The sequence below is a fragment of the Nocardiopsis gilva YIM 90087 genome, from assembly GCF_002263495.1.
In the GTDB taxonomy this organism is placed as follows: domain Bacteria; phylum Actinomycetota; class Actinomycetes; order Streptosporangiales; family Streptosporangiaceae; genus Nocardiopsis_C; species Nocardiopsis_C gilva.
This window is the reverse complement of sequence record NZ_CP022753.1, coordinates 3,140,882-3,153,498: the sequence shown is the minus strand read 5'-3', so window position 1 is coordinate 3,153,498 and position 12,617 is coordinate 3,140,882. Positions and strand designations below refer to the sequence as shown.

General features: G+C 73.1%; 7 protein-coding genes and 1 pseudogene. 7 read left to right on the top strand and 1 reads right to left on the bottom strand.

The genetic code is table 11. The features are described from left to right. Window positions 1-117: 117 nt before the first annotated feature. On the bottom strand, window positions 118-1,125 hold the full coding sequence (locus CDO52_RS14345; RefSeq protein ID WP_094932445.1) for a methyltransferase: 1,008 nt from the start codon (window positions 1,123-1,125) through the stop codon (window positions 118-120). A gap of 200 nt (window positions 1,126-1,325) precedes the next feature. Here CDO52_RS14345 and CDO52_RS14340 point away from each other — a divergent pair, with 200 nt between their 5' ends. The 7 genes and pseudogenes from CDO52_RS14340 (at window position 1,326) to lanKC (ending at window position 12,463) form a co-directional block, all read left to right on the top strand. Next, complete coding sequence (locus CDO52_RS14340; RefSeq protein WP_094932833.1) at window positions 1,326-2,651, top strand: SWIM zinc finger family protein; 1,326 nt, start codon at window positions 1,326-1,328, stop codon at window positions 2,649-2,651. A gap of 561 nt (window positions 2,652-3,212) precedes the next feature. Further along, window positions 3,213-3,419 (top strand): annotated as a pseudogene (locus tag CDO52_RS29675) (DUF5691 domain-containing protein); the annotation flags it as partial. After that, entirely contained in the window at window positions 3,374-4,657 is a 1,284-nt protein-coding gene (locus CDO52_RS14335; RefSeq protein ID WP_232524176.1) for a DUF5691 domain-containing protein, read from the top strand. The pseudogene CDO52_RS29675 and the gene CDO52_RS14335, both read left to right, overlap by 46 nt. Continuing rightward, window positions 4,654-5,751, top strand: coding sequence for an ATP-binding protein (locus CDO52_RS14330; protein ID WP_094932444.1), 1,098 nt, complete (start codon window positions 4,654-4,656; stop codon window positions 5,749-5,751). Before CDO52_RS14335 ends, CDO52_RS14330 begins: the two co-directional genes overlap by 4 nt. Continuing rightward, on the top strand, window positions 5,751-8,057 hold the full coding sequence (locus CDO52_RS14325; RefSeq protein WP_094932443.1) for a DUF5682 family protein: 2,307 nt from the start codon (window positions 5,751-5,753) through the stop codon (window positions 8,055-8,057). The genes CDO52_RS14330 and CDO52_RS14325 overlap by 1 nt, the downstream gene beginning before the upstream one ends. 178 nt (window positions 8,058-8,235) lie before the next feature. Then, entirely contained in the window at window positions 8,236-9,429 is a 1,194-nt protein-coding gene (locus CDO52_RS14320) for a VWA domain-containing protein (protein WP_094932442.1), read from the top strand. Window positions 9,430-9,802: 373 nt separating this feature from the next. Beyond that, window positions 9,803-12,463, top strand: a complete 2,661-nt coding sequence (lanKC, locus tag CDO52_RS14315; protein ID WP_026126281.1) for a class III lanthionine synthetase LanKC — start codon at window positions 9,803-9,805, stop codon at window positions 12,461-12,463. Window positions 12,464-12,617: the final 154 nt, after the last annotated feature.

Sequence of the window (12,617 nt, the reverse complement as noted above, 5' to 3'; positions counted from 1 at the left end):
CTCAACGCTAGTCGCGGGGCGCTGCGAGGGGAGTGCCGAAAGTCCCGGTCATGCGGGGTATTGGGGTGGTGATGTCGGGCGGTGGTCGCCGTGGGCCGGGCGTGCCGCGCGGGGCGCTCAGCGGGGGCGGGCGATGAGCAGCCGCATCTCGGCCGCGAGGTCCGTGATGTCAGCGGTGGTCAGTCCCTCCGGGCGCAGGAGGGCCTCGTACTCGCTCGCGGTACGCTCCCGGCCGCTGGTCATCACCATCATGTGCACGTCGAAGGCGAGGGTGAGCAGGGGGTGCCGCCCGTCGGGGATGACCCGCTCGACCACCAGCAGCCGCGCGTCCGGCCCCATCGCGGCGCGGCAGTTGCCCAGCAGCAGGTGGCAGGCCTCGTCGTCCCAGTTGTGCAGGACACGGCACAGGATGTAGATGTCGCCGTCGCCGGGGATCTCGCGCATGAAATCGCCCTCGACCAGGTCGCACCGGCCTTCGGCGATGAGGGGGCCGAGCCGTTCGCGCGCCCCGTGCAGCGCGGGCGGCCGCTCGAAGAGGACCCCGTGCAGGTGGGGGTAGGCGCGCAGTACGGCGGCCAGCAGGGTGCCGTCGCCGCCTCCCACGTCCACGACCTTCTTGGCGGTGGAGAAGTCGTAGGCGGCGGGCAGCCCGGTGGCGAACGAGCTGCCGGCGGCCATCCCGGCGTCGAACAGGGCCTCGTCGTCGGGATGGTCGGCGAGGTAGGGGTAGATGCCCTGGTGGTGCACGGCGGGGAAGGCGGGCTCCCCGGTGCGCACCGCATCGCTCAGCCCCCGCCAGGCGCGGGTGAAGAAGTCGCTGTTGTACAGGAGCGCCAGGGGCCGCATCGAGGCGGGGTGGTCGCTGTGCAGCTGCTCGCCCATCTCCGTCAGGGCGTAGCGTCCGCCCTCCTCGCTCAGCACGCCCGCGGCGGTGAGCAGGCGCAGCACCCGCGCCAGCGGCTCGGGACTCAGGGACAGCGCCGCGGCGGTTTCGGCGGGGGTCTCCGGCCCGTCGCCGAGCCGGTCGATCACGCCGAGCCGCACGGCCGTGACGGCGGCCTCGGTCAACCAGGGCCCGGCCAGCAGCCGCAGCAGATCCCTGCCCTCGGTCTCTCCCCCGACCATCGGATCCCCCAATCGTGATCGTCGCCACCGCAACCGTAGCGCTCCGTAGGCCGATTCTCACACGGGAAGCCCCGGATGACGGGTGGACGTGCCGTGGTGCGCGTCCTTCCCGAGGGGGATGCGGTGTGCGGCCGGACGCCCGCGCCGCGAAGATCGCCGAGCCCCCGGAAATGTCCTACCCCGGGCCTAGGTTCGGGGATGTGAGCGAACGTTGGAACACCGACGACGTCGCGGCTCTGGCCCCTGACGCGTCCTCGCGGAAGGCTGCTGTGAAGGTGGCGCGGACCGCCTCCTGGCCCGTACTCGGCCGCCTGGCCGCCGACCCCACGGAGGCCGCGGATGCCCCGGGTGGGACCGTGGCGCTGTGGGGCGCGTGTGCGGGAAGTGGCAAGAAGCCCTATCAGACCGCCGTCCACCTGACCGGGCCATCGGCCCCGGCCTCCAAGTGCAGCTGTCCCAGCCGCAAGTTCCCCTGCAAGCACGCCCTGGCGCTGCTCCACCTGTGGGTGGAGGGCCGTGTCGAGGCGGCGGGCGATCCCCCGGACTGGGTCGCCGACTGGTTGATCCGGCGCGACGCGACGACGGAGCGGCGCGATGCCGCGCCCGATGCTGAGGCGGCCGCTCGCCGTACCCAGCGGCGGGAGGAGCGCGTCGCCGAGGGGTTCGCGGAGCTGGAGTTGTGGCTGCGTGACCAGGCACAGGCCGGGTTGGCGGGTGCGCCGGGGCGCGACTACGGCCACTGGGACGGCATGGCCGCCCGGTTGGTCGACGCCCAGGCCGGGCGCGTGGCCGATCGCGTCCGCGAGCTGGGAAGCGTGTGCGCGAAGGACGAGTGGCCCGGTCGGCTGCTGACGGAGTTCGCCCTGCTCCGGCTCCTCATCACCGCCTACCGCCGCCGCGACGACCTGCCCGAGCCGCTGCGGGCGACCGTGCGTGCCCGGGCCGGGCTGGTCACCGCGCCGGACGAGAGCGCCCCCGTGCGCGATACCTGGCAGGTGCTGGGGCGGCGCGACTTTCCGGCCGGGCAGGTGCGGGGACGCAGGATCTGGCTGCGTGGGCGCGCTACCGAACGCGTCGCCATGCTGGTCTCGTTCGCCCCCACGGGTCGAACCCCGGAAACCGCGGCGCGCGTCGGCACCGAGTTCGAGGCCGATCTGGCCTTCTACCCGGCCGAGCGGCGCGCCTCCCTGGTGGCCCGGCACGCCGAACACCGCGCCGACCCGCCGCCCGGTGGAAGCCTGGATGACGCCCTGAAGTCGTGGGCGTCCGCCGTGGCCGCCGACCCCTGGCTGGAGGAGTGGCCGGTGGTGGTCCGCGACGCCGCCGTCGCACACCGGGACGGCTGGTGGCTCACGGACCCGTCGGGGGCGGCGCTCCCCGTGCACCGGGCCGTGGCCCCGTCCCAGCCCTGGCGGCTCGCCGCCGTCTCCGGCGGCGCACCCCTCACTGTGGCGGCCGAGTGGACCCCCAGCGGCCTGCGCCCTCTCACCGCCTGGACCGCCGAGGGGCGCGCTGTTCCGATGTGACCCCTGACGGCTGTCCCTCTCCCCTGCTGCGTCGGCGACGGGACTCCCAGCTCCCACGTTCGGCGAACGATCAGGTGACGCGCCATCACCACCGACCGGGGTGAGCCGGCCCGTCTCCCCCCTGGCCTGCGAGGAGGATGCTATGTCGGTCCGGTCGTCGCCTAGGCCGTGTTTTTTGAATGCTTTCGGATCAGCGAGCGGCCGTCCGGGGCGGCGCTCGCAAGCCGCTTCACGAAGTCAATCCAGGTCGGCTTGGCGAGTGGAGCGGCGCAGCGAGCGTCGTTCCGGTGGCCGCGAGCCCGAAATGATTCGAAAAACACGGCCTAGTACGCGGCGCCACCGCGCGTCGTGGGATCGCCGATCTCCGCCCCCGGCGGCACAGTCGCGACCGCGCCCGAGGGCGGGACGGCCGACCGGCGCCTCCCCCATCCGCCCCGCGCCGCGGTTGACGGCCGCGCCGTCCGCGTCGGACGGAGTCCGGCGCCGCCCCGCCCGGGGCCGGTGCCCGAACGACCATCCCGCGACCACCCGGATCAAGCTGGAGGACCACGACCTGTGCCCATGACGAATACCTGGCCGGAGCTCGTCTCCACGGCCCTGGTCGGTACCGCGCGGCGGGCGGTGCCCGGCGCGTCGGGGGTCCCGGCGTCCACCGCCGACGATCCCGCGCTGGCGCTGCTCGACCACGCGGCGCTGGTGGCCGTGCGCGACCGTGCGGGGCGGTGCCCCGCACGTGTTGCGGCGCTGGAGCCCGCGCCCCCGGAGACGCGGCCGGCGGTCAGCGCGGCCGCCGCTCGGCGGTTGGACCGGTTGACCAGTGCGGAACGCGCTCCCAGCTGCGCGAGTGGCTCGCCCTGGTCGCCGACAGGGGACTGCGCGTCCCCCCGGAGGCCCTGCCCGACCTGCTGGAGCGCGGCGCCCGCGACCACGCGTTCGGGCGGCTGGTCCTGGCGGTCTCCGGAGAGCGCGGGCGGTGGCTCGCCCGGCTCAACCCCGACTGGTCCTACCTGGAGCGCCTGGTGCCGCCCGGGGAGTTCACCGCCGACGAGTGGCGGCGGGAGTCGGTCGAGCGGCGCCGGGCGCTCCTGGAGTCCCTGGACGACCGCCTCTCCCCCGCCGACGAGCCCCTGCTCACCGAGGCGCTCACCGACCGCAGCACGCGCGTGCGCGCCCTCGCCATGGCGTTGCTGGCCCGGTTGCCCGACACCGCGCACGGCCGCCACCTCGCCGCCCACGCCCGCCGCCATGTCCTGCCCGGCGAGCACGGGCGGCTGTCCGTCCGGCTTCCCGACCTCGCCGACACCGAACTCGCCCGCGACCTCAACGTCACCGCCCCCGCCGACGGCGATCCGCGCAAGGAGATCCGGCGCGAGTGGCTGTGGACGCTGATCTCGCACACCCCGCTCGACACCTGGGTGGGACACCTCGGCACCGACCGCGCCGAGGTCGTGCGCGAGGTCTCCGGCTCCGGCGACCTCGCCGACGCGCTGGCCAACGCCGCGGTCGTGCAGCGCGATCTGGACTGGGCGCGGCTGCTCCTGCCGACCGTTCTGGACCGCCTCACCCGCGGTCACGACCTGCGCGGCAGCCGCGGCCCCGCGCTCCTCGCCCTGCTGCCCGCCGCCGAGCAGTGCGCCTGGGCCGTGCGGCAGGCGCGCGCCGACCGCGCTTCCGCCTCCCACCTGCTGAACATCGTGGAGCAGCTGGACTGTCCCTGGACCGAGGAGCTCGGCGCGATCGTGGTCGACACACTGCTCGGCACCAAGGCCGGGGCCGAACGGACGACCTCGGCCTACACCCAGCTGGCCGCCGCGGCCGAGCGGTGGCTTCTGCCCACCCTCCACACCCGCTTCGCGGAGTACGGCGCCCCGGCCGACGCCGGGGAGGGCACCGGCTCCACCTCCGCCGACTCCCCCGAGTCCGGCGACGACCGGAAGGGGCGCACCCTGGCCCGGCTCGCCGCCACACTCCGATTCCGCTACGAGATGCATGAGGAGCTCAATTGAGCAGTTCCGCCCCCACGGCCCCCCTTCGTCCGCACGCGGAGCAGAACTACGCCGACGAACTCGCCGCGCTCGCCACGGCCGACGACCGGCCCCGCCCGCCCGGCTGGCGGCTGTCGCCCTGGGCCGTGACCCGCTACATCCTCGGCGGCACGCTCGATGACGGCACGGTGATCAGCCCCAAGTACATCGGTGCCCGCCGCGTGGTGGAGGTCGCCGTGGCGACCCTGGCCACCGACCGCGCGCTGCTGCTGCTCGGCGTTCCGGGCACCGCCAAGACCTGGTTGTCGGAGCACCTGGCGGCGGCGATCGCGGGCGACTCCACCCTGCTCGTCCAAGGCACGGCCGGTACCGCCGAGGAGGCCATCCGCTACGGGTGGAACTACGCCCGCCTGCTCGCCGAGGGACCCTCCGAGGCGGCGATGGTGCCGAGCCCGGTGATGACCGCGATGGCCGAGGGCCGTCTGGCCCGCGTCGAGGAGCTCACCCGCATTCCCTCCGACGTCCAAGACGCCCTCATCACCGTCCTCTCGGAGAAAACCCTGCCCGTCCCCGAGCTGGGAACCGAGGTGCAGGCACGGCGCGGCTTCAACATCATCGCCACCGCCAACGACCGCGACCGCGGCGTCAACGACCTGTCCAGCGCGCTGCGCCGCCGCTTCAACACGGTGGTGCTGCCCGTGCCGCGCACTGTCGAGGAGGAGGTGGACATCATCACCCGGCGCGTCGCCGACCTCGGACGCTCCCTGGAACTGCCCGAGGTCCCGGCCGGGATGACAGAGATCCGGCGCATCGTCACCGTCTTCCGCGAGCTGCGCGGCGGCGTCACCGAGGACGGTCAGAGCAAGGTGAAGTCGCCCAGCGGGACACTCAGTACGGCCGAGGCCATTTCCGTGGTGACCAACGGCATGGCGCTGGCCGCGCACTTCGGCGATGGCACGCTGCGCCCGGCCGATGTGGCGGCCGGTATCCACGGCGCGGTCGTGCAGGACCCCGTCTCCGACGGCGTGGTGTGGCGCGAATACCTGGAGACGGTGGTGCGCGAGCGCGACGGCTGGCAGGACTTCTACCGGGCCTGCCGCGAGACGGGCCGCTGATGGCGCGCGTGGACACCGACCGCGTGCACGTCCTGGGCGTGCGCCACCACGGCCCCGGGTCGGCCCGGGCGGTGCGGGCGGCGTTGGAGGAGATCGGGCCCGACGCGGTCCTGATCGAGGGCCCTCCGGAGGCCGACGGGCTGACCGGGCTGGTCGGCGAGCTGGAACCGCCGGTGTCACTGCTGGCCTACGTGCCCGATGCCCCGGCGCGGGCGGCGTACTGGCCGTTCGCGTCGTTCTCCCCGGAGTGGGTGGCGCTGCGCTACGCCGCCGAGCACGGTACCGAGGTGCGGTTCTGCGATCTGCCCGCCGCCCACACGCTGGCCGAAGGCGACGCCGCAGGGGCCGGTGGACCGGAGGGGCCGGACACACCGGGGCGGGGTGACGCTCCGGAGGAGGACGAGGCGTCGGCGGCGGCGCGGCGGAGCCGTGTCGACCCGCTCGGCGTCCTCGCCGAGGCCGCCGGGTACGACGACCCGGAGCGCTGGTGGGACGACGTCGTCGAGCAGCGCGGCGCGGCCGGGGCGGACGCTCCCTCGCCCTTCCCGGCGATCGCCGAGGCCATGGCGGCGGTACGCGCCGAGCTCGCGCCCGAGCCGGAGGATGAGCGTGAGGCGCGGCGCGAGGCGCACATGCGCAAGGTCCTGCGCGCGACGATGCGGGCCGGGTACGCCCGGATCGCGGTGGTCTGCGGCGCCTGGCATGCCCCCGCACTGCTCGACCACCCCCGGGTCGCCGACGACAACGCACTGCTGCGGGGACTGCCCAAGGTGAAGGCGGCGGCGACATGGATTCCGTGGACGCACGGCCGCCTCGCCGCGGCGTCCGGTTACCGGGCGGGCGTGCGCTCGCCTGGCTGGTACCACCACCTGTTCACCGCACCGGACCGCCCGGTGGAGCGGTGGCTCGCCGAGGCCGCCGAGCGGCTGCGCGCCGAGGACCAGCCGGTGTCCTCCGCGCACGTCATCGAGGCGGTGCGGCTGAGTGACTCCTTGGCCGCGCTGCGCGGCCGTCCCCTGCCGGGGTTGGACGAGCTCGCCGAGGCGACCTCGGCGGTGCTGTGCGAGGGCTCCGAACTGCGCGCGGATCTGGTGCACCGGTCGATGGTCATCGGCGAGCGCCTCGGCACGGTCCCCGAAGCGACACCGATGGTGCCGCTCCAGCGGGACCTGGTCGCCCAGCAGCGGCGGCTCCGGCTCAAGCCGGAGGCGGTCGAGCGCGACCTCGACCTGGATCTGCGCGAGGAGCGCGTGCGCCAGCGCAGCGTCCTGCTGCACCGGCTGCGGCTCATCGGGGTGGACTGGGGGACGCCGCGCGGCGACGCCCCCCGGTCGCGCGGAACGTTCCGCGAGTCCTGGACGCTGAGGTGGACGCCGGAGCTCGACATCGCGCTGATCGAGGCAGCGCGGTGGGGCACGGACGTGGCGTCCGCCGCCGGGGCGCGCGCCCTGGACCTGACGCGCGGCGCCGACCTGCCCCGGTTGACCCGGATCACCGAGCAGTGCCTGCTCGCTGATCTGCCCGACGCGATCGGGGATGTGCTCGCCGCGCTGGCGGCGGGGGCCGCCGAGGACACCGATATCGAGCACCTGATGGCGGCGCTTCCCCCGTTGGCCCGGTCCGCGCGCTACGGCGATGTGCGCCGTCTGGACTCCGAGGCGCTGCGGCGCGTGGCCGAGCAGCTGTTGGCGCGGGTGTGCGCGGGGCTCGGTCCCGCGCTGTCCGGGCTGGGGGACGACGCGGCGGGGCGCATGGTGCGCGGTGTCGACGACGTCCACGCGGCGGCGGTGCTGCTGGGCGGGGTCGCCGAGCGGGAGTGGGCGGACGCGCTGGCGGGGGTGGCCGGCCGGGAGGACATCCCGGGCCGCGTGGGCGGACGGGCGCACCGGATTCTGTACGACGCGGGCCGGCTGGCCGACACGGAGCTGGCCGCCCGCCTCGCCAAGGCCACGTCGCGCGCGGTCCCGCCGGAGCGGGCGGCGGCCTGGATCGAGGGCTTCCTGTCGGGCAGCGGGCTGCTGCTCGTGCACGACACGGCGCTGCTGTCGCTGATCGACCGCTGGCTGACCGGGCTGGGCGAGCAGGCCTTCACCGAGGTGCTGCCGCTGCTCCGCCGCACGTTCGGGGCGTTTCCGGCGGCGGAGCGCCGTTCGATCGGCGAGCGGGCGAGGGGGCTCGGCCGTGGGCGGTCGACCGCCGAGGCGACGCCTGACGACATCGACACGGCCCGCGCGGCGCCTGCCGTCGCCACGGTGGCGACCCTGCTGGGCCTGCCGGAGAAAGCCCTAGCCCGCACGGGCCACTGACGTTCCACCAAGGAAGTCGCTGTCCCTCCGTTGATCTCGGAGATATTGGGGTTTCAGCGGCAGTTTTTACCCCAATATCCCCGAGATCAACGGAGGGACAGCACCTCAGACCTGAACGACAACGACCCGTGACCGGCCGCCCGGCACGCGGCCGGTGACCAACCGAGGAAGGGACACGATGGACGAGTTCGAGGCGCCGGGGCCGGAGCGGGCGCGGCGGTGGCGGTTGGTGCTGGGGGAACCGGCCGCGGAGGCCTGTGGCGGACTGGGGGCGGCTGACACCGGAATGGACGGTGCGCTGGCCGCGCTGTACGACCGGGGATCGGACGGCGCCCGCGACGGCTCCCGCCAGGGCGGGCTGGGTGGCTCGGCGCCGCGGGTGGCGCGGTGGCTGGGCGATGTGCGGTCCTACTTCCCCTCCAGCGTGGTGCGGGTGATGCAGGCCGACGCGGTCGACCGGCTCGGGCTGGAGCGGATGCTGCTGGAGCCGGAGATGCTGGAGGCGGTGGAGCCGGACGTGCACATGGTCGGCACGCTGCTCTCGCTCAGCCGGGTCATGCCGGAGCAGGCCCGCGAGTCGGCGCGGGCGGTGGTCCGCTCCGTCGTGGAGGACCTGGAGCGGCGGTTGGCCCAGCACACGCGTTCGGTGGTGCAGGGGGCGCTGGACCGGTCGGCGCGCACCCACCGCCCGCGGCGGGTGGCCGACATCGACTGGAACCGCACCATCCGCGCCAACCTCAAGAACTATCTGCCAGAGCGGCGCACGGTGGTCCCGGAACGGCTCGTCGGGTACGGGCGGCGGAGCCGGGGGGTGGAACGCGATGTCGTGCTGGCGATCGACCAGAGCGGGTCGATGGCGGCGTCGGTGGTGTACGCGGGTGTGTTCGGTGCGGTCCTGGCGTCGATGCGGACCCTGAGTACGTCGATGGTCGTGTTCGACACATCGGTCGTCGATCTGACGGACCGGTTGAGCGACCCGGTGGAGGTGCTGTTCGGCACGACGCTCGGCGGCGGCACCGATATCAACCGGGCCATCGCCTACTGCCAGGAGCTCATCACCCGGCCCTCCCATTCGATCTTCGTGCTGATCAGCGACCTGTACGAGGGCGGTGTGCGGGAGGAGATGCTGCGTCGGGTCGCGGCCATGACGGCGGCCGGGGTGCAGGTCGTGGTGCTGCTGGCGCTGTCGGACGAGGGGGCGCCGTCCTATGACCGCCAGAACGCGGCGGCGCTGGCCGCGCTCGGGGTCCCGGCGTTCGCGTGCACGCCCGACCGGTTCCCCGAACTGATGGCGGCGGCCGTCCAGGGGCGCTCACTGACGGCATGGGTGGAGCAAGAACAGGCGGCGGAGGCGTCGACGGCACAGACGTGACGCGGTGGCGGTGGGGTGGTGTGCGGGTGGGCGTGGAGCGGCTCACTGGGGCGACGGAATCCTTCGCATTGTCCATGATCTCCAATGACGATGTTCATTGAAATATAAATAGCTTTCAACAAAAGCACCCACGGCCACCCCGACATGAGACAGGGAACCGGCCGCAACACCGAATAGCATTCGGACCGGACCGCCGCAGCTCACAGCCGAGAAAACGAATGGGAACAGTACCGTTTCCCATTCCAACCGGGAACGCGGTGACCGGATGCGGTCATGCTCCGCCCGCCAATTCGGTCTTGACACCCGACTTCGGACAAGTACGCTTCGGTGTTGTTGCGCGATCACGCCCAGCAAACCCGACAGCGGGCGGACAATGAAATTACACTATTTCCAGTACTGCCTTGCCGACCGTCTCTTCTATGACGCCCCCGGAAGCCGAGAAGCGGACCGATCCCCCTACACCTGCCCCGCACCTCCTGCCGGTAGATCATGGTCGACGAGCGATGACGGCACGTGGATCCACCGCATGCGGCAGGATCGCCAGCCCCCACCCCAGGGCTGGAAGGTCCACGTATCGGCGAACCTGAAATCGGCGCAGAAGGTACTGGACATCACGTCGGAGTACTGCCTATCGGCGGGCATATCCTTCAAGTTTCTGTCCCACGAGGGAGTTTTCCTGGCGCGGAACGCGAAGTACGCCGACCGCTCCGCGAGTGGGAAATTCATCACCATCTACCCCGCGTCGGATGACGAGCTGCATGCCATCCTCAATGAACTTTCCGAACGGTTGGACGGACTCGGCGGGCCCTACATCCTCAGCGATCTCCGCTGGAAAGACAGTCCGCTCTATGTCCGCTACGGCGCCTTCACAATTCGATATGTCCGAAATGAACGAGGTGAGCCGGTTCCTGCGATTGAGGACCCGCTAGGGCGGTTATGTCCCGATCGCCGCGACCCTGTCTTCTCCTTCCCCGACTGGGTGCGCCCGCCGCACTTCCTCCGCCCGCTCCTGGAAGAGCGGAGCGCCAGTGGGCCGCCCGCCGACTTCCCCTTCGTGATCCGCTCCGCCCTGCACTTCTCCAACGGCGGCGGGATCTACCTGGCCGAGGACCGCGCGAGCGGCGCGCAGGTGGTGCTGAAGGAGGCGCGCCCGCACGCGGCGCTCGACCAGGACGGCCGCGACGCCATCGCCCGGCTGCGGCACGAGTACGACATCCTCACCCAGCTCGCCGACGTCGACGCGGTCGTCGGCCTCCACGGCCGGTTCACCGCGTGGGAGCACGAGTTCCTCGTCCAGGAGTACGTCGGGGGCGGCACCCTCAGCACGGAGATGGCACGGCGCAATCCCCTGGCTCGCCCTGATCCCGACACGGCGGCGAAGGCCGACTTCACGCGCTGGGCCCTGGACATCACCGCACAGGTCGAGCGGGCGATCGAGCGGCTCCACGACCGGGGCATCGCCTTCGGCGACCTCCACCCCGGCAACGTGCTGCTCCGCGACGACGGCCGCATCGCCCTCGCCGACTTCGAGGTGGCGACCCGCGGTGACGAGGACGGGCACATCGGCATCGGCGCCCCCGCGTTCACCCCGCCCGACCGCCGCGGCGCCTACGCGGCCGATCGCTACGCGCTGGGCTGCGTGAAGATCGCACCGTTCCTCCCCCTGACCATGCTGTGCGCGCTCGACACCGGCACCGCGCGGAGCCTGGTGGACGCCGTCGAGGATCTCTTCCCCGTCCCCGCCGGCTGGGGCCGGGATGTGCTCGCCGACCTCGACCTCGGCCCCTCTCCCTGGGCCGGCACCGAGGAGCAGATGGCACGCTCCACCGCCCTCATCACGGGCGCGGAGCACCGGCGCCCCGACCAGGGGGACGACCGAAGGCCCTCGGCATCCGGACGCCCCGACTGGCTCGCGATCGAGGCCTCCATCGCCCGCGCCATACGCGAGAGTGCCACCCCCGAGCGCCCCGACCGCCTCTTCCCCGGCGACGTCGAGCAGTTCACCACCTCCGCGCTCGGCCTGGCCCACGGCGCCGCCGGGGTGCTCTACGCCCTGGCCGCCTCCGGGCACGGCCGCCACGCCGGGCCGGAGGTGTGGGACATGTGGGAGGGATGGCTGCTGCGCCGCGTGCGCGAGCAGCGCACGCCGCACCGGCTCGGCTTCTACGACGGCCTCCACGGCATCGCCTACGCGCTGGAGGAGATCGGCCTCCGCGACGAAGCGCTCGAAACACTGGAGACGGCCGCCCCCGACGAGGAGCACGACGCCCTGGCCGACGGTCTCTTCGGCGGGAGGAGCGGCATCGCGCTCAACCGGCTGCACTTCTTCCGCCGACTCGGCGACCGCAGCCTCCTCGACGCCGCGGTGAACCACGCCCAGCGGCTCGCCGACCGGCTGACAGACCCCGCTGCGCGGGGCGCGCGCGAGGCAGCGGGGCTGTTGCGCGGCCCCTCGGGCAGTGCCCTGCTCTTCGTTCACCTGTACCGGGAGACCGGCGACCACGGATACCTCGACCTGGCGCACCAGGCCCTGGAGCGGGACCTGCGCTCTTGCGTCCGCCTCGAACGCGACGACACCCTGCTCGTCGACGACGGGCAGCGGACCCTGCCCTACGTGGCCGACGGGTCGGCCGGGATCGGGCTGGTGCTCGACGAGTTCCTGCGACACCGCGACCATCCCCCGTTCACCGCGGCCGTGGCCCGGATCCGCCGGGCGGCCCAACCCGAGCTGGGCATCTTCCCGATGCTCTTCCAGGGCAACGCCGGGCTGCTCGGCCTCCTCACCCACCTCCGGCGGGCCGACGGGCACGACGCCCACCTGGAGGAGCTCATCACCGCCAAGCGCGACCGACTGCGCTGGCACATGGTCGGCCTGCGCGGCGAGATCGCCTTCCCCGGCGACCAACTGCTCCGGCTCTCGATGGACCTCGCCACCGGCAGCGCGGGAATCCTCCTCGCCCTAGCCGCGGTCCGCGACGACCACCTCCCGATCCTGCCCTTCCTCACCCGAGCCACCGCCACCTCCACCCGGTAGCACCCGCCCCGTAGGACCCGACCGACCACCGCCGACGAAAGGAGCACCCGACCCGGGCGCGACGGCACACAGCGCCCACGCCGCAGTGAACCATTCACCACCTCGGGTCCCTATCCCCGACCCGAATCCGACCGACGGACTGACACCAGGCCGG